At 41.4% G+C, this 24,186-nt stretch carries 23 protein-coding genes and 1 tRNA gene; 13 read left to right on the top strand and 11 right to left on the bottom strand.

The features are described 5' to 3' along the window. Position 1: 1 nt before the first annotated feature. From EJ995_RS02600 to EJ995_RS02585, 4 genes are all read right to left on the bottom strand, one after another. Positions 2-862: an MBL fold metallo-hydrolase gene (locus EJ995_RS02600; protein ID WP_126445326.1), complete on the bottom strand. Its 861-nt coding sequence runs from the start codon at positions 860-862 to the stop codon at positions 2-4. A 72-nt stretch (positions 863-934) separates the two neighbouring features. Continuing rightward, a complete protein-coding gene (locus EJ995_RS02595; protein WP_126445324.1) occupies positions 935-1,381 on the bottom strand; it encodes a hypothetical protein in 447 nt (148 codons plus the stop codon). Between the two features lie 56 nt (positions 1,382-1,437). Continuing rightward, positions 1,438-3,645 carry a SulP family inorganic anion transporter gene (locus tag EJ995_RS02590; RefSeq protein ID WP_126445322.1) on the bottom strand — a complete coding sequence of 736 codons (2,208 nt, stop codon included), beginning with the start codon at positions 3,643-3,645 and terminating at the stop codon, positions 1,438-1,440. Next, a complete protein-coding gene (locus EJ995_RS02585) occupies positions 3,642-4,481 on the bottom strand; it encodes a universal stress protein (protein WP_126445320.1) in 840 nt (279 codons plus the stop codon). The genes EJ995_RS02590 and EJ995_RS02585 overlap by 4 nt, the downstream gene beginning before the upstream one ends. 120 nt (positions 4,482-4,601) lie before the next feature. On the opposite strand from EJ995_RS02585, the gene EJ995_RS02580 reads away from it, so the two are divergent. After that, positions 4,602-6,455 carry a cation:proton antiporter gene (locus EJ995_RS02580; protein WP_126445318.1) on the top strand — a complete coding sequence of 618 codons (1,854 nt, stop codon included), beginning with the start codon at positions 4,602-4,604 and terminating at the stop codon, positions 6,453-6,455. A gap of 84 nt (positions 6,456-6,539) precedes the next feature. On the opposite strand, the gene lepA is transcribed toward EJ995_RS02580, so the two are convergent. Further along, positions 6,540-8,339 (bottom strand): translation elongation factor 4, encoded by a 1,800-nt coding sequence (gene lepA / locus EJ995_RS02575; protein ID WP_126445316.1) that lies wholly within the window; start codon positions 8,337-8,339, stop codon positions 6,540-6,542. A 78-nt stretch (positions 8,340-8,417) separates the two neighbouring features. Here lepA and EJ995_RS02570 point away from each other — a divergent pair, with 78 nt between their 5' ends. Both EJ995_RS02570 and dusB read left to right on the top strand, forming a co-directional pair. Beyond that, positions 8,418-10,835, top strand: a complete 2,418-nt coding sequence (locus EJ995_RS02570; RefSeq protein ID WP_126445314.1) for a TonB-dependent receptor domain-containing protein — start codon at positions 8,418-8,420, stop codon at positions 10,833-10,835. A gap of 29 nt (positions 10,836-10,864) precedes the next feature. Continuing rightward, positions 10,865-11,857, top strand: a complete 993-nt coding sequence (gene dusB, locus EJ995_RS02565; protein ID WP_126445312.1) for a tRNA dihydrouridine synthase DusB — start codon at positions 10,865-10,867, stop codon at positions 11,855-11,857. Here the strand turns inward: dusB and EJ995_RS02560 are convergent. Further along, positions 11,842-13,059: an ABC transporter permease gene (locus EJ995_RS02560; protein ID WP_126445310.1), complete on the bottom strand. Its 1,218-nt coding sequence runs from the start codon at positions 13,057-13,059 to the stop codon at positions 11,842-11,844. The two genes, dusB and EJ995_RS02560, sit on opposite strands and share 16 nt — an antisense overlap. After that, positions 13,060-13,455 carry a 30S ribosome-binding factor RbfA gene (rbfA, locus tag EJ995_RS02555; protein WP_126445308.1) on the bottom strand — a complete coding sequence of 132 codons (396 nt, stop codon included), beginning with the start codon at positions 13,453-13,455 and terminating at the stop codon, positions 13,060-13,062. A 243-nt stretch (positions 13,456-13,698) separates the two neighbouring features. On the opposite strand from rbfA, the gene mce reads away from it, so the two are divergent. The 10 genes from mce (at position 13,699) to arsB (ending at position 22,289) form a co-directional block, all read left to right on the top strand. Further along, entirely contained in the window at positions 13,699-14,106 is a 408-nt protein-coding gene (gene mce / locus EJ995_RS02550; protein WP_126445306.1) for a methylmalonyl-CoA epimerase, read from the top strand. Positions 14,107-14,176: 70 nt separating this feature from the next. After that, positions 14,177-14,250 (top strand) — tRNA-Ile (locus tag EJ995_RS02545). 460 nt (positions 14,251-14,710) lie between these two features. Then, positions 14,711-16,570 (top strand): M1 family metallopeptidase, encoded by a 1,860-nt coding sequence (locus tag EJ995_RS02540; protein WP_126445304.1) that lies wholly within the window; start codon positions 14,711-14,713, stop codon positions 16,568-16,570. An 84-nt stretch (positions 16,571-16,654) separates the two neighbouring features. Continuing rightward, positions 16,655-17,029 carry a ribonuclease P protein component gene (gene rnpA, locus EJ995_RS02535; protein ID WP_126445302.1) on the top strand — a complete coding sequence of 125 codons (375 nt, stop codon included), beginning with the start codon at positions 16,655-16,657 and terminating at the stop codon, positions 17,027-17,029. A gap of 137 nt (positions 17,030-17,166) precedes the next feature. Further along, complete coding sequence (locus tag EJ995_RS02530; RefSeq protein WP_126448844.1) at positions 17,167-18,753, top strand: S41 family peptidase; 1,587 nt, start codon at positions 17,167-17,169, stop codon at positions 18,751-18,753. Then, positions 18,753-19,772, top strand: a complete 1,020-nt coding sequence (locus EJ995_RS02525; RefSeq protein WP_126445300.1) for an OmpA family protein — start codon at positions 18,753-18,755, stop codon at positions 19,770-19,772. Before EJ995_RS02530 ends, EJ995_RS02525 begins: the two co-directional genes overlap by 1 nt. 39 nt (positions 19,773-19,811) lie before the next feature. Continuing rightward, positions 19,812-20,144, top strand: a complete 333-nt coding sequence (locus EJ995_RS02520) for an ArsR/SmtB family transcription factor (protein ID WP_126445298.1) — start codon at positions 19,812-19,814, stop codon at positions 20,142-20,144. A gap of 10 nt (positions 20,145-20,154) precedes the next feature. Beyond that, a complete protein-coding gene (locus EJ995_RS02515) occupies positions 20,155-20,619 on the top strand; it encodes a DUF6428 family protein (RefSeq protein ID WP_126445296.1) in 465 nt (154 codons plus the stop codon). A 1-nt stretch (position 20,620) separates the two neighbouring features. Then, on the top strand, positions 20,621-21,229 hold the full coding sequence (locus tag EJ995_RS02510) for an arsenate-mycothiol transferase ArsC (RefSeq protein WP_126445294.1): 609 nt from the start codon (positions 20,621-20,623) through the stop codon (positions 21,227-21,229). A gap of 1 nt (position 21,230) precedes the next feature. Continuing rightward, a complete protein-coding gene (arsB, locus tag EJ995_RS02505; protein WP_126445292.1) occupies positions 21,231-22,289 on the top strand; it encodes an ACR3 family arsenite efflux transporter in 1,059 nt (352 codons plus the stop codon). Here the strand turns inward: arsB and EJ995_RS02500 are convergent. Genes EJ995_RS02500 through rpiB form a run of 4 tightly spaced genes read right to left on the bottom strand, consistent with a single transcriptional unit; the run spans position 22,279 to position 23,749 of the window. Then, entirely contained in the window at positions 22,279-22,725 is a 447-nt protein-coding gene (locus EJ995_RS02500; RefSeq protein ID WP_126445290.1) for a GNAT family N-acetyltransferase, read from the bottom strand. The two genes, arsB and EJ995_RS02500, sit on opposite strands and share 11 nt — an antisense overlap. A 3-nt stretch (positions 22,726-22,728) precedes the next feature. Then, on the bottom strand, positions 22,729-22,989 hold the full coding sequence (locus tag EJ995_RS02495) for a hypothetical protein (protein WP_126445288.1): 261 nt from the start codon (positions 22,987-22,989) through the stop codon (positions 22,729-22,731). Between the two features lie 43 nt (positions 22,990-23,032). Beyond that, entirely contained in the window at positions 23,033-23,311 is a 279-nt protein-coding gene (locus tag EJ995_RS02490; protein ID WP_126445286.1) for an acetyltransferase, read from the bottom strand. Positions 23,312-23,317: 6 nt separating this feature from the next. After that, positions 23,318-23,749 (bottom strand): ribose 5-phosphate isomerase B, encoded by a 432-nt coding sequence (rpiB, locus tag EJ995_RS02485; RefSeq protein WP_126445284.1) that lies wholly within the window; start codon positions 23,747-23,749, stop codon positions 23,318-23,320. Positions 23,750-24,186 lie beyond the last annotated feature (437 nt).

The following is a 24,186-nucleotide window of genomic DNA, read 5'->3' as shown; positions in this document are numbered from 1 at the left end:
TTTAATAGTTTAATAAGTCTTTAAATGTATAGGTCTGGTCGTGACGCACGCCGCGATCTGTTTGTTTAACCGTGATGATCTCATGGTGAGGGTCGTGCTCTAGGATCAGGTAGTAATTTTCTCGTGCTGCTTTCTCAAGAAATTTTTGTTTCTCGTCTAGTGTTAGCAATGGCCGCGTATCATAACCCATAACATAAGGTAACGGCACGTGACCGGCCGTAGGCAACAAGTCTGCCATATAAACGAAGGTCTTATCGCCTACCTTTATATGTGGTATCATCATCTTTTCTGTGTGACCATCGACAAATAGGATATCAAAATCCATTTCTAGGGCGGTCTCAAATGTGCTGGACTGCTCAATGTATTTTAACTGTCCGCTTTCTTGGATAGGTAGTATGTTCTCACTTAAAAAGCTGGCTTTCTCTCTGTCGTTGGGTTCTGTGGCCCATTTCCAGTGACTGGAGTTGGTGTAGAAGTTAGCTTTCGCGAAAGCGGGCTCATAAAAATCACCTTTACTAGATTGTTGTATCACGCCACCACAATGGTCAAAATGCAAGTGGGTCAAGAACACATCTGTAATGTCATCTCGTGAAAAACCTAGACTTTTAAGTGAGCTATCAAGATTGAATTTGTGATCCATGTAGTAGTAGCCAAAAAACTTCTCTGACTGCTTATCTCCCATTCCAGTGTCTATGAGCGTCAATCGATCGCCATTCTCGATAAGCAGGCATCGAGCCGCCATGTCAATCATGTTGTTAGCGTCTGCAGGATTAGTGCGTTGCCACAAACTTTTAGGCACGACTCCAAACATAGCGCCGCCGTCTAATTTAAAATTACCTGCCTCTACTGGATGGATTTTCATACAATAGGCAAAATACAAAAATGGTCAGGACGCGCGATATGTGCTGGCTAATATTGTGTTTTGTTTAAGGGTCTAACGATTGTACAGCATGCTCACGTTGTAGCTATTAGCGCCTGATAAGGCAACATTGTCGTGGCAATTATCCTTATCTGGATAGGTGCTGCGATCCATATCTCGCCTGAAGAATGTGATGTTATTTACCTTGAGTTTATCAAGGCTTGCGCTGCCATATGAAAATGAAAAGGTATAATCCTCTCCAGCCACAAACTTTGAGGTCACGTCTTGATATACAGACTTTTCTTTACCATTATAGGTATAGCATATCATTACGGCATAGATGCCTGAGGTTTTTGTGGTCTCTGCAATATTACCGTCAAACATGTTGGGCGTTATCTTGAGCCAATAATTATCAGGGTGCTTTTCAAACAATGAATATTTGATGCCGGTGATTTTTTGCCCATTACAGGTTGAGATCGATAGCAGCATTATGGCAAACGAGAGGAATAGGAGATGTTTCATGAAATGATAATGTTGAAGGCTAAACCTAGATTATTATTCTAGAACATGAAATACCCTTACAAGGGTATATTGTCCAGCACCACGCTGAGGCGTTTACCAAAATCAATCAACGCTCTCACTTCTCTAACACCAGCAGTACGCTCGTTGTGAAAAATAAGTAGGCCGTTTGCATGAGATTCTACATGATAGTATGGGTTGCTTTCAAAGAACAGCACCAACTCATCTTTAAAAAATGTCTTGATCTCGTGATCGTCTTGACCTAATAAGTAAAAGCGGCTGGTGAACTCTGGATGGCGTTCTATAGCAATGTCCTTGAATCCTGAAATAGCATAGAGTTTTGCCAGAAACCCATCACGGTCAAGTGTAAATTCTGGAATGGTTTGATCCAGTTCAATGTGCAGCATGGTGGTGCGTACTTCTTCTTTGGTAATCAGCGCACCTTCAGAATAGGCGATGTCAAATACCGTAAAGCGATGTTCCTTATCAAAAAGCCTGTTGTAAATATGCTCAACATGCTTTGTAGCAAAAAAGCGAAAACCTTCTAACACATAAGTATCACGCTTACTACCAGCATCATATTGTAGGTGATAGTCGGCAGCAATTTGCTGTAATGTCTTTTGCCTTCTAGTAAAATTTGTTGTGAACAGTTTAATGCCTGGTAATAAATGACGCAGCGCAAATGGATGTTGCGTGTCTGCATTATGTTGATCTAGACCTATTATTTCTAGATGACCATCGCGCTTGTGAAACACCTCTTGATAGTCACTCAAATTGCTCATAGCGGTGTGGTCCACAAAATCGCATAAGGAGAAATCAATGACTACAATCTCGTTTTCAGGAATCTGATTGAGCTTTTCCTTGAGTTTGTAAAAGTTGAGAAATGTGCAAAAGTGCTTGACGTTGATATAGTACTGCTGTTTACCGGTCGATTCTCTAAACATCAGCACGTTAGGTTTTCGCAAGTTCTTAAAAAACAACTCTGGATTGCGCGTCACAAATAGATGTGTAATAAAGGTCATCGCGACACCAGCTAAAATTCCTGATATAAGTCCTACCAGCAGGGTTACAGCAAGTGTAGTCAAGAAAATGACGGCTTGCTCCTTACCTATCCTAAAAATCTTTAAGAGCCGCATAGGTGACGCCAATTTATATCCTGTATAAACCAATATTGCCATTAAAGCTGGTAAAGGAATTCGTGTCAATTGCGTGCTGAACAACACGATAAAAATCACCAAGAAAAAAGCATGAGCAAAATTTGAAGATCGATTAGTACCACCATTATTCACGTTGACAGAACTGCGTGCAATAACCGTCACGACATTCAAACCTCCTAAAAAACCGCTACCAATAGTAGCTAGTCCCAAAGCTTTAAGATCTTTATTGACATTAGATCTACGTTTTTCTGGATCTAGCTGATCGACTGCTTTGATACTCAACAACGATTCAATACTTGCAATCAAGGTAATGGCAACCACGCTACTCCAGAAACCTGTAGTTGTTACAAAGTTGAAGTCAGGCGTTGGTAATTGTTCAATGATTTTAGCACCTGATGGTATACCTGACAGCATATAATCTGCATTAATAGGATTAGGTGCTTTAAGAACTAACTCATACCAATAACTGAAACCTATGGAAATCAAAACTATCCACATAGGTGCAGGAACAAGGTGAAAGTATTTATTATGGATCTTAGGATAAATTACCATGATTGCCAGCGCAAGAATTCCTGCGCCTGCTGCATACAGCAACCCGGTATTTTGATAGCTGACTATACCAATAATGGTTTGTGGGATGGCAATTAAATACTCAATACTACCATCAAGACTCAATCGATTGCCCAACATGATATGAAATTGCTTGCCTAGTATTATGAGACCTATGGCTGCAAGCATTCCTTTTATCGCACTAGAAGGAAAGAAGTCTGCTAGTATGCCTAATCTCAAAAATCCTAATAAGGCAAGTAACACTCCAGAACATATGATGGCAGCATAAGTAGCCTCAAGTCCCAACGTAGCAATCGCCACAAGAAGAACACCTACTAGGCCGTTACCTGGGCCAGCGATAGTTACATGACTACCACCTAGTATGGAAACCACTAATCCACCAATGACCGCGGCGATCACTCCAGCAATAGGTGGAGCCTCACTTGCCATGGCCAGACCTAGACCTAACGGCAATGCGATAAGACTTACCACAAATCCACTAAAAATATTGCGTGGTAGACTCTTGAAGAATGAGTCGTTACTTTTTAATTTCTCGCTCATCGTACAATCAGGACATCAGTAGGTAGTTCATTGAGTATGTACTCCATATCGTGTGGGAACATGCGATCGATTGCTTTAGATCTTTTAGGCGCGTTCATCACCAGCAAATCTGCTCTTTTAATTTGAGCATAGTGACCTATGGAGTAACCACGTGTGCCAAAAATAGGTTGTGTCGCGACCTTGATCCCTTCACGATTAGCCTGTGGTATGGTTTCAAGAATTTTTTGAACACGCTCATCTTCCTCGCGGCGCAGTTTATCCTTGAGCTCATTAGCTCGCTGCAAACTTTGATCGTCATCAATCTTGATATTGACCCGTTCTTTATTTATCTCTTCTACAATAGTGATGCGCGGTGTTTTTAATTTGTGAGCAACATGAAAAGCCGTTTGAATTGTCTGTGCCGTATGCTCATCTTCTAAACCATTGACTACAATATGCGCACAGGCAAATCGCTCTACACTTGGATTTGTAAGTAGTAAAACGCTGCAGGAAGCCTTGCGTGTAATTTTACGGGCAATAGAGCCTAGATAATACCTAACGAACTTTTCCTCTTTTACTGCACCCAGAATAAGCAAGTCGATATCATACTCATCTACCGCAGCTACTATTGATTCAACCGGATTACCAGGTTTAAAAACCAATTGATAGTCATTAGAATCAGCTGGCAATAATTCCTTGATTTGTTTCTCCTTATCGTGGTTTTGTTCACCTACATGAATCAATATCAATCGGGTTTCAAGCATTTTTGCGAGGCGTGTTGCCTCACTCAAATTGGCCTGTAAATTAGGTGAGAAAGCGACGCCTATTCCTAGCGTCTGGTAAGGGTTATGGTGCACTAAAAATTTTGTTAAAGGGCTAAATATATGGTTTAATGTGTGTTTATTGCGCTTTCGCGAAAGCGTAATCACCAACAGCTTCATAGAAAGTTGTAATTTTCAATCTAAATACATACTTAAATGCTTGAACTAGCAGGAATTATAATTTTAGGAATACTAGCTCAATGGATGGCGTGGCGCTTCAAGATACCAGCCATTTTACCGTTGATACTTATAGGCTTACTAGTTGGACCACTTGCAACTTTATATACTGAAGATGCCACTAAGTTGATTCAGCCTATTTATAATGGTGAGAAAGGCCTGTTTCCTGACGATAGCTTATTCTATTTTGTCTCACTAGCGATAAGTGTGATTCTTTTTGAAGGTGGATTGACGTTGAAACGTATTGAGATCCTCAATACAGGTCCTGTAATTGGTAAGCTTATATCAGTTGCTGTGATTATTACCTTTATTGGTGGTGGTATTGCTGCGCACTACATTTTTGACTTTACCTGGAAGATTGCACTGCTTTTTTCTGCACTTATTATCGTGACTGGACCTACTGTAATCACACCTATCCTTCGGAATATCCCGCTTAAAAAGGATGTGAGCTCCATACTTAAATGGGAAGGCATCCTGATTGATCCAATTGGTGCTTTATTTGCCGTACTAGTTTTTGAATTTATTAGCGCTGGTGCTGGTGGTGAGTTTACATTAGTGGCGCTAGAGGAGTTTGGAAAGATTGTATTGTTCGGGTTTACTTTTGGATTCTCGTTTGCACACGCACTGGCATTTGCTATCAAGCGTAAGATCATACCGCATTATTTATTGAATGTATTTACACTGGCTGCAGTACTTGGCGTTTTTGTGTTAAGTGATGTTTTTGCTCATGAATCTGGACTGCTTGCCGTGGTAGTCATGGGAATGGTTCTAGGAAATATCAACCTGCCTAATATCAAGGATCTTCTTTATTTCAAAGAATCCTTAAGTGTTTTGTTGATCTCGATTCTATTTATACTACTAGCTGCTAATATCAATATGGAAGATCTCTACTTGATCTACAGTTGGAAAACGGCTGCATTGTTTGCTATTGTGGTCTTTATCTTAAGGCCGCTGGGTGTTTTTGCCAGTTCTTATAAAAGTGGATTGCAGCTCAATGAGAAACTATTCATCTCATGGGTTGGACCTCGCGGTATTGTTGCTGCCGGTATTGCTTCTCTTTTTGGTACGAAGCTGGTCAATCAAGGTATTGAAGGTGCAGAATATATAACGCCACTTGTGTTCATGATTGTTGCAGGAACCGTATTACTTAATGCCACTACCGCAAGAATGTTTGCTAAAATAGTTGGCGTATTCCTCAAACAAAGTGAAGGCATCATGATTGTAGGCGCCTCAAAATTCTCTCGCCTAGTAGGCAAATATTTAAAGGATCACGGGCGTAGCGTCGTTCTTATTGACACGAATAAAAACAATATACGTGTTGCTAAAGAACAAGGACTAGATGCTAAAGTTGCCGATATCTACAGCGATGCGCTGACTGATGACATTGAATTCAACAACATTGGCTTTTTACTAGCTATGACAGGTAACTCGCAAATCAATGATTATGCGATAGATCGTTTTGGAAAAATGTATGGAGAAAATGGCGCCTTTAGAATTGTACACAGTAGTGAAATAAGCAATCCCAATCAAAATCCAGAGTCAGGATTGTTCTCTGCTACAGACGACTATGTAAACCTGATGGAAGTAGCGCGTCACCACGGCGATATTCATGAGATAGAACTTACTTCAAAACAGCACTTTCAAGGGTTGATTGAAATCACCAAAACTGATGCTGATATAGTCCCATTGTTTATAAGAAGTGGCAAGCAGATTGATTTAATTCCGTCAAACGCGATTGACCAAGAGGTTGAAGAAGGCGACATGCTGGTTTACATGGGTAAAAAGATCGTAGAGCAAGCAAGTGGTGAAGTGGTCATGGAAGATGTTGAGTAAGTTCTTCACTAAATTTTGGAACTTCAAATAAAAACGTCCTTATCGATATGATAAGGACGTTTTTACATTTAAAGACTTTTCTCGTTAATCGTTCAACTTCAACACGGCCATAAATGCCTGCTGCGGTATCTCGACATTACCTACCTGGCGCATGCGCTTCTTACCTTTCTTCTGCTTTTCTAGGAGCTTACGTTTACGGGAAATATCACCACCGTAACATTTTGCTGTAACGTCTTTACGCAAGGCCTTGATCGTTTCACGAGCAATAATCTTTGCACCGATGGCTGCTTGTACAGGAATATCAAACTGCTGGCGTGGTATCAACTCGCGCAGCTTTTCTACCATTTTCTTACCTATGGTATAAGCATTGTCAAAGTGTATCAAGGCACTCAAGGCATCTACCGTTTGCGCATTTAAAAGAATATCAACACGTACCAGTTTTGACGCGCGCATTCCAATTGGTGCATAGTCAAATGAAGCGTAACCTTTAGAAACCGTTTTCAATCTATCATAGAAGTCAAAAACAATTTCGGCCAATGGCATGTCGAAGGTCAACTCAACACGCTCTGTAGTCAAGTAAGTTTGATTAGTCACGATACCACGCTTCTCGATACATAGGGACATTACATTACCTACAAAGTCAGACTTTGTAATGATTGTGGCCTTGATGTAAGGCTCTTCTACCCTATTGAGCGTTGACGGCTCTGGCATGTCAGATGGATTATTGACAATAATAATCTCATCTGGATTTTTATTTGTGAATGCATGATAGGACACGTTAGGTACGGTAGTGATGACCGTCATGTCAAACTCACGCTCCAGTCTTTCTTGGATAATTTCAAGGTGCAACATGCCTAGGAATCCACAACGGAAACCAAATCCCAGCGCCGCACTACTTTCTGCTTGAAAAACCAGCGATGCATCATTGAGCTGTAATTTTTCCATACTGGATCGCAGGTCCTCATAATCCTCAGTATCTACAGGATATATTCCTGCAAAAACCATAGGTTTCACATCTTCAAAACCTTCAATGGGATTGGTAGTTGGGTTTTCATGATCTGTGATCGTGTCACCTACTTTTACCTCTTTGGCCTCTTTGATACCTGTAATAAGGTATCCTACATCGCCAGCAGTAATTTCTTTTTTGGGAACTTGATTAAGCTTCAACGTTCCTATCTCATCTGCATAATAACTCTCACCAGTAGCGACAAATTTGATATGCTGCCCTTTCTTAATAGAGCCATTGATCACCCTAAAAATCGTCTCCACACCACGGAACTGGTTGTACTGCGAGTCAAAAACCAGTGCCTGCAATGGCTCGTCTGGATTACCCTTAGGCGCAGGTACACGCTCGATAATCGCGTCTAGAATATCCTGAATTCCTAAACCAGTTTTAGCACTGGCAGGAATTACCTCACTAGGATCACAGCCTAACAGGTCAACGATATCATCAGTTACTTCTTCAACATTTGCACTAGGTAAATCTACTTTGTTGAGTACTGGTATGATCTCAAGATCATTTTCCAGTGCTAGGTAAAGGTTTGAAATAGTTTGCGCCTGGATACTTTGTGCCGCATCCACTATGAGCAACGCGCCTTCACAAGCCGCAATAGATCTCGAGACTTCATAAGAGAAATCTACGTGACCTGGTGTATCGATTAAGTTCAATATATACTTCTCACCATCTGGCGCAACATAGTCCATCTGGATCGCATGCGATTTGATCGTGATACCACGCTCGCGCTCTAGGTCCATGTTGTCTAGCAATTGTGCCTTGGACTCACGTTTTGTCACGGTTTGTGTGGCATCTAGCAGCCTGTCTGCCAGCGTGCTTTTACCGTGGTCAATGTGAGCGATGATACAAAAGTTGCGTATGTTTTTCATAGAATCTTAATCGGGTACAAATATAATCTAATTACAACCGCGAGTTAAAGTGCTTACATTGCTTAATTTAGCGGCTGTATGAAATTATTTTACTCTCTACTACTCGGTTTACTATGCATTAGTGCCACTGCACAACATGAACTTACAGGCACGGTAAAAGATAGCGATCAAAATGCCTTTCCCTATGCCAATGTATTGCTATATAAAATGCCTGACAGCACTTTTTATAAGGCCACGATAACAGATGATGCAGGGCGATTTGAAATCAACGTCATTGATACTGGTGAGTACACTCTGGTGAGCAGTTTTGTTGGAATGATTCCGCTTTCGCGAAAGCTAACTATCGACAAAGATCTCAACATCACAGATTTAATTTTACAGGAAAATACAGAGCAGCTAGAAGGCGTAACCGTTACCGCGCGCAGACCTACTATAGAAAAGCGTCCAGATCGATTCATATTTAATGTAGAGAACAGTTCTTTAAGTATCGGGAACACGCAGGACATCCTAAAACAAACACCTGGGATTTTTGAGATGAATGGAAGTTACATGGTGCAAAATTCACCAGCAGTTATCTACATTAATAACAAGCGTGTTTATTTGACGAGCGATGAGCTCAACCAGCTATTGACTGGTTACAGCGCCGATAATATCAAAAGCGTCGAGGTAATTACAAATCCACCAGCACGCTATGATGCAGAAGGTGCCGCGGTGATCAATATAAACACTAGCAAAGGTATCTCGCTAGGTTATAAAGGATCAATCAATGGAGAATACACAATTGATCGCTTTGCCAAATACCAGATAGGAACCTCTCAATTCTATAAGAATAATTGGATCAACGTTTACTTTAACTACAACTACAATCCGCGAAAGGATTTTAAACTAGATGAGTCCCAAATAGGCTTTTTCAACGATAATGGATCACGCAACTCACGATGGTTTACAGATTTTGAGAAAGAAACTGTGAGCGATGCTCATAACTTTAACACATTACTAGATTTTACTCTAAACGAGAACAATTCCTTGAGCATCAACGCAAATCTTACGGTAAATCAAAATCAAGACATCGATACTGATGTGGAGACCTTTATACTACCTTCTGGCTCATTTACATTTGACGGTTTCAATACAGACTCTGATCTTACAAGAAATAGAAATAATGGTTTTGCAAACATTGGATGGCTCAATACCTTCAATGAAGGTAGCGGTACCTTGTCTCTAGAGGCAAATTACATCTTCACAGACCGCGACCAGACTCAGGATCTATCCAGTAGATTTTTTGATGAAAATGGAGATACTACGGGAACTAATAGCTTCTTTACAGATGCATTGCAGGATATCAATATCGGCACGGGTAAGCTAGACTTTAGCAATACATTTGGCGCCTATGTGGTAGGCGCTGGTCTTAAATATTCTGATGTTAATTCTACAAGTGAACTGTTGTTTTTTGATACAAATGGTGGTTCTGGAGAATTTAGAGACCAGTTGTCTGACCGCTTCATCTATGATGAAAATATCTATGCCGCATATTTGCAATTAGATCGCGACTGGGAAAACTGGGCGCTATCTCTAGGATTACGTGCAGAACAAACCGATGTAGAAGGAGATAGCCGCTCTCTAGGACAAGTCAATACTCAAGAATATTTTGAGCTATTCCCTAACGTATCATTGACTAAACAAACAGATCAAAACAACCTCTTTACCTTAAGTTATAAGAGGTCTATTGAACGACCGCGATACGAGAGTTTAAATCCATTCTCTTACTTTATAAACGACAACAATGTCAATACAGGTAATCCTAACCTGCAGCCAGCCTTTACCAATAAGGTAAACCTCAACTGGACGCATAAAGGACAGTATATTTTTGACCTGTATTACACAAGGACAAACGATGCGTTAGCCATATTACCTTTTCAAAACAACGACAATTTTACGCTCAATTCACAAAATGCAAACCTGGATTATGAGTTGCAGTACAGTCTGGACTTTACCACCATCCAATACTTAAATCAATCCTGGTTTTTACAGGCGCAGTCTAGCTTGTTTTATATGGAGAACGAATTTACCGCAGTACAATCTGGTGGCGTCAAGCAGCAGTTGGATGTAACTGGTTTTTACCTCAACATCTTCAATCGCATTACCTTGAGTAAGGATCGCACCTTTAGTGTCGATGTGCAAGCTGGTTACTTGACAAATTATTTGAGCGGCTCTTATGAGTTCAAAGATCAATTGACAACGAGTGTAGGTTTCTACAAATCATTGTGGAATAACCGTGCTGCAGTAACACTCAACTTCAACGACTTGTTCTTGAGCCAGAACCAGCCGCTAGTTTCTAGATACCTTAATCAGGACAACAGGTTCCTAGCCTTACCAGAAACCAATACCATTGCACTAGGCTTTACCTATAAATTTGGAAACTTCAGGCTTTCTAATCGCGATGTGGCAACTCCAGAAGATCAGGAACGCACAGGAACGCGCACCTCAGGATTCTAGACGACCTATTTATATAGTATTTTTGCACTATGGTCAAGATAGGCGACATAGAACTTCCTGAATTCCCACTATTACTCGCACCTATGGAAGATGTGAGTGATCCACCATTCCGCACGCTGTGCAAGGAAAATGGTGCAGATGTGGTTTACACAGAATTTATCTCTAGTGAAGGCCTCATACGCGACGCTGCAAAAAGTACCATGAAATTAGATATCTATGAGACAGAGCGTCCAGTAGGGATTCAGATTTTTGGAGCTAACATGCAATCCATGTTGCAATCTGTAGAGATTGTTGAGCGCACCAAACCAGACATTATTGATATCAACTTCGGCTGCCCAGTTAAAAAAGTGGTTTCTAAAGGTGCTGGCGCTGGAATTCTTAAGGACATCGATCTCATGGTAGAGCTCACTGCTGCCATGGTTAAGCACACCAATTTGCCTATTACCGTGAAAACACGATTAGGTTGGGATCACGACAGCATTAAAATTGTTGAGGTTGCCGAAAGATTACAAGACGTAGGCATTAAGGCCATCAGTATTCACGGGCGCACACGCGCTCAAATGTATAAAGGCGACGCTGACTGGAAACCCATTGCAGATGTTAAGAACAATCCACGCATGCACATTCCTGTATTTGGCAATGGTGATGTCAACACACCAGAACGTGCTCTTGAAATGCGCGATGAATATGGGCTTGACGGTGCCATGATAGGACGCGCGAGCATAGGTTACCCGTGGTTTTTTAGAGAAGTCAAGCATTTCTTTGAAACAGGTGAACATCTGGCGCCACCAACCATGCAAGAACGTGTTGAAGTTGCGAGACGTCACTTAGAAATGTCCATCGCTTGGAAAGGTGAGAAACTAGGTGTTTTTGAAACACGTAGGCACTACACTAATTATTTCAAAGGCATCCCTAACTTCAAGCAACACCGCATGAAAATGGTGACTAGTGACGATCCACAAGGAGTATTTGATGCGTTTGATGAGGTGCTACAGGAGTTTGGTGATTACAGCTTTGCCTGAGACAACAATCGATCATTAATACGACGACTACCCGTATAACTCGCGATCATACCTAAAACCGCAATAGTAGAAAGTGCCACAATCACATTAGTCCAGTCCATAGCAAAAGGATAAGGCAATCCTGGCGCGATATAAACGAGGTCAAACTCGATTTGTAGGACAACAAAAGCGACGCCTATCAATAATCCAATCAAGCCACCAGCCAGCGTCATGAGCGTTCCTTGAATAAAGAACACCTTACGCAAGTCACCTACCTGCGCGCCAAGGTCTAGCAATGTTTTTAAGTTTTTTTTCTTATCAAGAATCATCATGATGATCGAGCCTACCACATTGAACAGGGCGATGATCAACACCAGTGTAAAAATCAAGTAAACCGCGAGGTTCTCGCTATTCAGCATTTTATAAAGTGCTCCATTTAATTGCAGCTTATTTTTAATAATAATATCCTCTTCAAAAATACTGGCGATTGCCTGACGTACTTCATCTTCTTTTTGAGGCTCTGATAATTTGATCTCTACGGCGCTCACCGTATTCTCATTATAACCCATAAGCGCGCGAGCAGCATCCAGAGTAATAAAGATGTACTTGTTGTCCAGCTCCTCATTGACTGAGAACATACCTACCGCAACAGCATCCAGCTTGCGAAATGATCTACTCAAGTTCATCACATTAAGCGCTTCCTCGCCAGGTTTAGGTACCATAATTTGCAGGAAAGAGCTATAGTCATTTACAAAAACCGATAGATCAGTAGCGATACCAGCACCAATAACAATTTGTGGATCGCTATCAGTCAGCCAGCTGCCGCCTATCAAGATAGAGTCAGTAGAAATAATTTGCGTGTAGTTGTTGGGAACACCCTTTATAAAAGCGATGTCATTTTTCTCGTCATAGTTGAGAAACGCTTTTTCCTCTATCACACCAGCAACCACATCGACGCCGTCTGTCTGGAGCAATGATTCTAGTCGGTCATTGGTGAGTTGTACCGTTTTTCCTTGAACCGCAGTGACCTGTAAGTCAGGATCAAAATAACCGCTGAAACTGGTACTAAAATCTTTCAACCCGCTAAAACCGGAAAGCACAATAAATAGTGCCGCCGTTCCCACGATTGTTATGATAAAACTTAGAATATTAATGATGTTAATGGCATTCTTGCCATTTTTGGAAACCAGATAACGTCGCGCTATGTAGTACGAGATGTTCAATTAAGACTTCTTGCGTCGCGGTAAAATATCAGGATTCTCAATTGGGTTGTTCTCGCCCTTGAGCTCGCGATCAATTTGATCCATGTATTCCAAACTATCATCATTATAAATTTGCAGCTCAGGCATCCTACGGAACTGGTGTCGCACCCTAGCAGCCACCTCATGGCGTATCTCACCCGTCATTTCCTTGATCTCCTCAATCACCGCATCAGCCTTATTAGCAGGAAAAACAGATACAAAAGCCTTAGCATAACCCAGATCAGGCGTCACCGTAACCTTAGTCACAGATACCAGCAGATTCTTCACCGCATTCTGGCGCATTTTTTCCTGCAACACACTAGAGATATCCTCTTGCAGAATTCCCGCAATTTTTTTTTGACGTTGAGTTTCTTCCATGCTACAAAGGTAATTCAATCTCGCATCATAATCATTTGGGCGTTACCTGTCCAGAAAAAGGCCAGGTCAGGCTTTGCGCTACAATCTTTTTATGGTGTGCTTTGCTGCGCATACTATAAAAAGGATTTCCTCTTCAATCCTTAACGCAAGTAATTTTAAATATTATTCTTACTGATGTAATTGGCTTGTATTTCAAAAGCACTTGGTTCAATTAAAATATCTTTGCTGGCAAAATTGATAGACATGCTAGGTAAAATTGAACATTTAGGAATTGCCGTTAAGGACCTTAAACAGGCAAACGACTTGTACACAAAGCTGCTGGGACGTCAACCTTACAAGCAAGAAGCGGTAGAAAGTGAGCATGTCATTACTAGCTTCTTTACGGCTGGTGAGAATAAAATAGAATTACTTGCAGCCACCAGCGATGATAGTGCCATCGCAAAGCATATAGAAAAACGCGGCACAGGCATACACCATGTGGCCTATGCGGTAGAGAACATCCATGCAGAAATGCAACGATTGGAGTCCGAAGGTTTTACCTTAATAAACAAAGAGCCTAAGAAAGGTGCCGATAATAAACTAGTGGCTTTCATACATCCAAAAAGTACCAACGGCGTCCTAGTAGAACTATGTCAGGAAATACAGGAATAGTTGGGTAGATTTGATATAAAGTTTAAATTTGCAGACTTTTTAATCAGTATATCGCGCTGCGATATTTTGAGGGCCTATAACTCAGCTGGTTAGAGTATCTGACTCATAATCAGAAAGTCCCTGGTTCGAGCCCAGGTGGGCCCACGGTAAAGACCTTAGTTAACGCTAGGGTCTTTTTTTATTATCCATTCCGCACTTGATGCGGAATCTTTACATCGTTTGTTCTTCAAGCTTTTAAAATCAACAATGGAAATTGGTCAATTTTTTGAGCCATCAAATGAAACTCACCTGGCTCACAGTTAAAACCTTAGCAAACGATAAGGTTTTTCTTCTTATTATTCGCACTTGATGCGGAATCCTACGAAAACCAACTTAAAATCTTTATAACCATTCATACAATGCATTTATCACCTATAATACAAGCGTTAGGGATTGCAGTGAAAAGCCCACAGCGATCCCGATGACTATCGGGAGTAAGCGAGGACTTGTAGCGTAAAGCCCGACCACCCAAAGTTTGGGTGGAAACGCCCAAATGATTCCCAATACTAAGATCAATTCAAGGTGCAGCCAAATCCTTATCTTTATGCTTTAACAAACAGGATTCATGAAAAAAACTTTTTTAATACTCGCGGCGGCAGTTTTGGCCAGCTGTAGTTCTACTAAAGAGACCAGTAAACCGATGGCTCAAAACCCTGATATGCCTAATTACTGGCAGCAAGAGGTTGACTATAAAATGGACGTTGACATGAATGTCGACAACTATCAATACGACGGTAAACAGACTCTGGTGTATACCAACAACAGTCCAGAAACACTGGATAAGGTGTATTATCATCTGTTCTTCAACGCCTTCCAACCTGGTAGTGAGATGGATGTGCGCTCGCGCAGCATTCAAGATCCTGATGGTCGTGTAGGCTCTCGAATTGTTGCGCTAAAACCTAATGAAATAGGTTACCTGCATGTGAGCAACATGACTCAAGATGGTATGACGCTCAATCCTAAAGAAGAAGAGACCATTCTGGTCGTGCCACTTGCCAAGCCGTTGAAACCTGGACAAAGCACTATGTTTAAGCTTGATTTTAATGGCCAAGTTCCTGTACAGATAAGACGTAGCGGCCGCAATAATGCGGAAGGCGTCGCACTATCCATGACGCAATGGTATCCTAAAATCGCTGAATTTGATATAGACGGCTGGAACGCTAGTCCTTACATAGGTCGTGAATTTCACGGCGTTTGGGGCGATTTTGATGTAAAACTCACCATGGACAAATCCTATACTGTAGGTGGTACTGGTTATCTACAAAACCCAAAAGAAATAGGTCACGGCTATGACAAGCCCAACTCTGGTCCTGCTAAGGGCGAGAATGGCAAACTGACCTGGCACTTTAAAGCACCTAAGGTGCATGATTTTGCTTGGGCAGCAGACCCTAATTATGTGCATGATATTTACAAAGGCGCCAATGGTGTTGACCTGCACTTTTTTTACCTAAACAAAGATAATTTGAAAGAGAACTGGAAGCGCTTGCAACCAGATACCAACAAGATGCTCCAATTCTTCAATGAGAACATAGGCCAGTATCCGTACAAACAATATTCTGTATTGCAAGGTGGTGATGGTGGTATGGAGTATGCCATGTGTACGCTTATTACTGGAGAGCGCAGTTACGACGGTCTAGCTGGTGTCACCGCTCACGAGTTTGCGCACTCATGGTTCAACCACATACTGGCTACTAACGAGGCAAAACATGAGTGGATGGATGAAGGTTTTACTACCTACATTTCTAATCTTGCCATGGATGAGATTAAGAATGAGGGTCAAGAAAATCCCAATGAAGGTTCATATGCAGGTTATATTAGACTAGCGAACAGTGGCGTTGAGCAACCACAAACGACGCATGCAGATCGCTATGAGCGCAACTTTGCCTATGGCGTTAGTGCTTATTCTAAAGGTGCTACCTATCTCGCACAATTGGGTTATGTAGTAGGCGATGAGGTGCGCGACGAGATCATCAAGGAATACTATGACACCTGGAAGTTCAAACACCCTACGCCTAACGACTTCAAGCGCGTGGCAGAGCGTGTGAGCGGTATGGAACTGGACTGGTATCATACAGACTGGACGCAAACTACAAATACGATTGACTACAGTGTTGATGCTGTGGTCAATGATTCTGGTAATGCTGTGGTTACGCTTTCGCGAAAGGGACTCATGCCTATGCCACTGGATATCAAGGTAACTACTAAAAGTGGCGATGAATATATGTATTACCTACCATTACGCATGATGCGTGGTGAGAAAGAAGTACCTAGCGACTGGAAAGTTGAGGCAGACTGGCCGTGGGCTTTCCCTACTTATAATCTCACACTGCCTGGTATTGATGCGGCAGACGTTTCATCGATCACCATCGACCCAAAACAAATGATGGCAGATGTTAATCGCGAGAATAACACGCTTGAGAACTAGGAAATAATCTATTTTATTTAGAAAGCCAGCTCGATGAGCTGGCTTTTTTATAAGCGATCCTATCGAACCCACTACCTTTACCACATGAAATTCACTTTGGGCAGAGAGAAAAAACTAAAACGTAAAAAGGATATTGATCGCCTTTTTATAGAAGGTCTTTCCGTTCGCAAGGGTGCATTGCGACTGAAGTACGTTCAAGATCAAGGAGCTGATGAAAACAAGGTGACTTTTACAGTGCCTAAACGCTTTCATAAACTAGCTGTTGACCGCAATAGAATCAAACGCTTGATGCGTGAATCCTACAGGTTGCAACAGCACGACCTACCTCTATTGGTAACACAGCATTTTAAATTTATGTGGATTTATCAATCTCATAAAATGCCTGATCAGGAGCAAATTAATAAGCTAGTACATAACGTTATCAAAGAATTACATCGATTAACGGACGCCAAAAGTTGAGCTTCTAGAACAACAAATGCCTGTATAGCAGCGTTTTCAGTATCTTTAACAATTAATTTAAGATACCGATTTTGGCAAGAAAGCATACCACAGTAAAAATTAAGCGTCAAATTCTGCTTCCCATTTTAGGAAGTGCGATGCTGTTGTGTCTAGCAAGTTTCAAGAATGACTTCTTTGAAATTGCCAAGCAGATTGAGATTTTTACAGAGATGTATAAACAAATCAACATGAACTATGTTGATGAGACTAATCCTGCAGATCTTATGGACAACGCCATAGAAGGCATGTTGTCTGATCTTGATCCTTATACAAAATACTGGACAGAGCAAGAGGTAGAGCAATCGCGTATTAATTCGCGAGGTGCCTACACAGGTATAGGTGCCAATGTGCGCACCACGGAAAACAAACTGATAATCGTTGAGCCTTGGAAAGACTATCCAGCCGATAAGGCAGGCCTTAAGGCAGGCGATGAAATCCTGGAAATTGATGGTATCAAGATCGCAGATTATGAGGATAATGCTGGAAAACTATTACAGGGTTCTGCCGGTACAAAGCTACAGGTAACCTACACTAGACAAGGTAAAACAAACAGCACCACGCTGGAACGTGCTGCGGTAGATATTAAAGCGGTACCGTTTTATGGTATGGCAACCAGCGATATAGGATATGTAATTTTAGCAAAGTTCAACGAGAAAGCCTCAAGAGAAACTCGTGATGCGATACGTGATTTGAAGGAGCAAGGTGCGCAAAAAATTATCTTGGACCTGCGAGGTAATCCTGGTGGCTTATTGAGCGAGGCCGTGAATGTTTCAAACCTCTTTATTCCTAAGGATAAACTCATTACCAGTACACAATCTTCTATCGAGAAGTACAACCGCACCTATTTGACAAAAAAGAAAGCCTTTGACGCAGATATACCGTTAGCGGTTCTCATCAACGGCCGCAGCGCCAGTGCCAGCGAGATTGTGAGCGGTAGCGTGCAGGATTATGACCGTGGTGTCGTGATAGGCGCACGCAGTTATGGTAAAGGCCTCGTACAGCGTCCGCGTGAGTTGAGCTATGGAACACAGGTAAAGATTACCATTTCTAGATATTTCACGCCTAGTGGTAGATGCATCCAGGCGCTGGATTACTGGAACCGCGATGCAGATGGCAATGCCGTGCGCACGCTCAAGGAAGATTACAACGCTTACAAGACGGTCAACAGCGGCCGTACGGTATATGATGGTGGCGGCATCGATCCCGATATTAAGATGGAGAGCGCTGCCTACTCGCCTATTACCACCGCGTTATTGCGTGATAATGCCATATTTGACTATGCGACTGACTATTATTACAACCATCAGTATGCGAGTATAGATGACATTAAATTGAGTAATCAAGATTTTGCAGACTTCATCGCATGGATTGAGGCTCGTGGTTTTGATTTTGAGACAGTTACAGAGTCAGCTTTCGCGAAAGCTTACAAAACAGCAGCCAATGAACAACTGGATGACGACATTGATGCAAGCTACCAGACCATGGTGCAGGCGATCAAGGAAGCCAAAAAAGGAGACATTAAGGATAAAAAGGCCGAGATCATGAGCCTGCTCACTGACGAGATCGTCAAGCGTTATTTTTATCGCGATGGCTTGTATGAATATCAACTCAAGTACGGCCCTGAAATTCAAGAAGCCATTAAGGTATTAGATAATCCCAAAGAATATAAACGCATCTTGAGCTAATGAAAACCTGGGCGCTACATATCGTGTTTTTGCTACTTGCTTCAACAAGCAGCGCACAGCTCACGATAGAACACAGCGTCTTTTTTGATCTTGATCAATATGAATTGCGGGACGAGTCGATCAAGTCTCTCGATTCCTTATTTGAAAATTTACTATACAAGAACGTGCTGGAAGTACGTATTCTAGGCTATTGTGACGATCGTGGCACCATAGATTACAACCAGCAACTATCCACAAACCGAGTGGTTGCGGTGACTAAATGGCTGCAGTACCATCACATCAATCTCAACTATATATTCCAACATATTGAAGGTTTAGGTGAAATTGCTCTTGTGGATTCAGGAATTCCAGAAGAAGTTGCGCGCACACGAGCTCGCAATAGGCGCGTGGATATTCAATTTCTTCTTCCTAAGGTTGTAGCCAATCGTCTTGAAATTAAGAAAATCAAACGATCTGATCTTACTGCCGATGAGCTTGCTGTAATCGATGAATACGAGAAAAAAGTAGCACGTCGAGTGCGCAAAAACATCAACTCCCAACAAATGATCACCATTGCAGATACTGATATGTATCTCAATATTCCTACTAACATCAAACCGCCTGTAAACAAAGATTATAAAGAGCCGTTCAAGTCGCTATTGCGCAAAGACATAGAGGTTGGTGAAGTGATACAGCTAGAAAATATCCATTTTTTAAAAGGTAGATCGACTATCAATCCAGGTTCCATACCACTGCTACGACGCGTCATTGAGATACTAGTAGCTAGGCCTGATATTCATTTTGAGATACGTGGTCATGTGTGCTGCATCAATCCTAGATTTCCTGATGCGCTCAATCGTAATACTATGCGGTCTGATCTATCTAGCGCACGTGCCGAGCTTATTTTTAGGCTACTCAATGAGAATGGCGTCGCTTCAAAACGTATGTCGCATAAGGGCTACGGTCGCAGTAGGCCTTTAGGTGGCAGCGATAGGGACGACCGTCGCGTAGAATTGTACATCACAAAAATCGACCATTAATTTTTATTTTGTTTCTTTCATCGTAATATTGCGATGAATATGGGCGCAACTAAGATTAGTAATTACAGCAGTGAACAGTTGGTGGTTTCCGCTTTCGCGAAAGCGTTATCACATCCAGCTAGGATTGCAATTATCCAGCATCTGGTAAGCCGTGAAACCTGTGTTTGCGGCGACCTTGTTCTAGAAATAGGCCTCGCGCAGGCTACGATCTCACAGCATTTAAAGGCATTGAAAGAGACTGGCCTTATTCAAGGAACGATTACTGGTACGAGCACGTGCTACTGTATCAATCAAGCAGTATGGTCGCAATTACAAGATACGCTGGGTACTTTTTTAAATACACCAGCAAAGGAAAAAATCAATTGTTGCTAAAAACATCACGATGAAATTATCAGAATTATTATTTGACCTGAAGTCGAGGAAAACCATCTCTTTTCAGTTGGAAAACGGCCAGATGGTGCCAACACATTTTCACGTGACCGAGGTAGGTAAAAATCATCGTCATTTTATCGATTGCGGTGGTAAGGAACGAGAGGAAACGACGATCAAACTACAATTATGGGAAGCAGATGATTATGACCACAGACTACACCCAGAGAAACTGGTATCCATCATTGAACTTTCTATTCAAAAACTTAGACTGCCAGATGTACCTGTCGAGGTAGAATATCAAGTTGAGACCATAGGTATCTACAATCTAGAATCCACAGCTGATGGTTATATACTAACCAACAAAAAAACCGCTTGTCTAGCCATGGACGCCTGTGGCATACCACAGGAAAAGCCTCGTGTACGCCTATCGCAAATACAATCAAATTCCTGCGCGCCAGGATCTGGATGTTGTTGATATGAACAAGACATTAAAACACTTAATAGATCACTTAAAAATAGATACTATCCCAGTTGATCGTAAGCGACTTTTGAATCAACTAACGAGCTATATCCAGGAACAAAAAGATCAAGGCACAGCCATTCGTCTCAACTTTATATGTACTCACAATTCTAGACGCAGTCATCTAGGACAAGTTTGGGCAGCGGCGATGGCGCGATATTATGATATCAACCATATTATTACCTATTCCGGCGGTACTGAGGCTACCGCGGTATATCCTAAAATTGTCGAGACATTAACTCATCAGGGTTTTCTCATTGAACCACTGGATACCAGCGCAAATCCAGTATATCATTTATCAATAGATCCAGAAGAATCGCCAGTTGTACTGTTTTCTAAAGTGTATGATCATCATGAAAATCCAAAAAGCGGTTTTGTAGCCGTGATGACCTGCTCACAAGCAGATGAAGGTTGTCCCTTTATTCCTGGTGCCTATAAACGTATCGCTGTTACTTATGAAGATCCTAAATCATCTGATGGGACAGATCTACAAAACCAAGTGTACCGCAAGCGCAGCGAGCAGATCGCCACCGAGATGAAGTACGTTTTCAAACAAATTAAATAATATGGCAGCGAGAAAAAAGCTGGATTTTTTAAGTCGGTATTTAACCCTTTGGATTTTTGTGGCCATGGCAATAGGTATTTTACTAGGCATCATCATTCCAGATGTTGAGTCCATCATCGATCAATTCTCTTATGGCACTACTAATGTTCCTATAGCGATAGGATTGATCCTCATGATGTATCCACCGCTGGCCAAAGTCAATTATGCGCTGCTACCAAAAGTCTTTACCAATGTAAAAATCCTGAGTATTTCACTATTACTCAACTGGATCATAGGACCTGTATTAATGTTTGTGCTCGCGATTATTTTCTTGCAGGACCATCCAGAGTATTTGATTGGATTGATATTGATAGGTCTTGCTCGATGTATTGCCATGGTATTGGTATGGAATGATCTTGCTGACGGTAACAAAGAGTACGGCGCTGCTTTAGTGGCGCTCAACAGTATTTTTCAAGTATTTGCCTATAGTTTTTATGCGTGGTTATTTATCACGGTATTGCCGCCTTATTTTGGATTAGACGGCGCTATCGTTGATATTGAACTGTCCACGATTGCTGTGAGTGTGGCTATCTATTTAGGAATACCATTTGCGCTAGGTTTTTTGAGTCGGCTTATTCTAGTTCCTGTTTTCTCAAAGAATTGGTATGAAAACAAATTCTTACCGGCAATAAGTCCCATTACATTAATTGCCTTATTGTTTACCATCATCGTGATGTTCTCGCTAAAAGGAAAAATGATCGTCGAGATACCCTTTGATGTGCTGCTCATTGCAGTGCCTCTCATGATTTATTTTGCCATCATGTTCTTGATAGGATTCTTTGTGAGTAAATGGAATGGCGCTAGCTATGATCAGAATGCGGCTATATCTTTCACGGCTGCCGGAAATAACTTTGAGCTGGCAATCGCCGTGGCAATAGCGGTTTTTGGAATCAATTCTGGTCAGGCGTTTACTGGTGTTATTGGACCACTAGTTGAGGTGCCAGCCTTGATATTGCTGGTGAGGCTATCCTTTTGGTTAAAAAAGAAATACTATGACAGTAAACCGGCGATCAATTCTTAGGATACGCTATCATTTCCATGTGTGGTATGCCGTCTTCCAGATATTTTTTACCGGTAGCCTCAAATCCTAGATCTGTGTAAAACCGCTCCAAATATTGCTGTGCAGATATTTTTATTGGTGATTTTGCTTTCGCGAAAGCGTGATCCATACTAGCTTCCATGATAAGTTTACCATAATTAGACTTGCGATAATGCTGCTGCACCACCACTCGACCTATGCTGATCTCGTCAAAATAATCGCCTGCTTGAAAAATCCTGGTGTATGCCGCAAGTAATTCACAATCATAACCTAAAACGTGGACGGCCTTGTGATCCTTGCCGTCTATATCCTGGTAAACACAATCCTGCTCGACCACAAAAACCTCGCTGCGCAATTGTAGTAGATCGTACAACTGCTGCAGGCTTAATTCGTTAAATTTTTTGAATTGAAACTGCATGTTCTAAAAACGTTTAGGCACGTTGTTGAACTTGGGTGGCTTGACGCCAATGCGTATATCAGTAATGATTTTCTCGAGCATGTTGCCAAAATCCTCATCACCGCGAGCCATGAGATCTTGACGCTCTGTATCGAGATCGTCTAGGGTTTCCTGCTTATCGTCCTCATCATATTCTTCTAGCTCACGCCATATTTCCATCAGTTTTTTTTGTGGATGCACGGCAGTGCGCAATTGATGTATGATGATTTTGGCCTCTTTTCTCATGGTGTAAAAGTAGCAGTTGTCAGATAAATGTTGACGGTCTTAACTACACTTTACCACGATAGCGCAGCGACTGCTTATTGTGTTTTTCCAATAAAACTTCATCATCTTTATAATGTTCTAGAAGCTCTATGACTTGCTGCAATTGCTCGTCTGATAAGTTTTTATAAGCTGGGCTGTCGAGTTTATGATTCCACTTATCGCTAATTACTTGATCCAGAGCTATGCGCCAGTAGCAGTGATTTTGAAAGCTTTTGCTAGGGTAGATATCAGGCAGTTCATTACCTAGTTCAAAATAGCGTTTGTGTAAGCCGTCTCTTTCCATCTATATTTAGGAACACTTGATCTTATCCACACGTCTTGAATGACGGCCGCCCTCAAATTGTGTATCAATAAAGGTCTTTACCATAGCAACCGCTTGAGGTATGCTAGTAAAACGTGCTGGGATACATATAATATTTGCATCATTATGCTCTCTAGCTAGTTGTGCAATCTCCTTGCTCCAACAAACGGCTCCACGTACTTTTTCATACTTGTTGACAGTCATGGAAACACCTTGTGCACTACCACAAATAACGATACCCAGTTGACTATTACCAGCTGCGATATCTTGTGCCACAGGATGTGCAAAATCTGGATAATCGACGCTATCCAGCACATCAGTCCCATGATTAGTGACTTGATGTCCAGTATCTTGCAAGAAGGATACTATAGCTTTCTTATAATCTGGACCGGCGTGGTCATTACCTATAGATATATTCATGGGTAGAGTTTAATATCACAAAAATAGCAGTAATAAACAGTTTATCATGATATAAACAATGATGCTTTTACACGATTGATAAACACCAGATAACATGTTCATATTATCTCAAAGAAAGTTTTAGGATAATCCGATTTAAAATTCATATGAAAATATTTTCTGAATAAGCAAGAATATAAGTCACGAGATTTTCAGATAATTTTAAGATGTAAATGATGGCTTATTCAACAAAAAAATAATGCTAGTTTCTCAACATTTAATCAGCCTTAATACTTATTGACAACTGTTATCAAAATGTGAAAATTATATGATAATGAAGCATATAGCCTGTCAATAACCTGTGTGTATTTGAGGATAACTCTCTAGAAATTCTAATACCTAATTATAAGCCCAGAACTTATACCGCTATTCACACTACATCATCATCACTATATTTT

This window comes from Nonlabens ponticola, from assembly GCF_003966335.1.
Taxonomy (GTDB): Bacteria; Bacteroidota; Bacteroidia; order Flavobacteriales; family Flavobacteriaceae; genus Nonlabens; species Nonlabens ponticola.
This window is presented reverse-complemented; position numbering and strand designations above follow the sequence as displayed.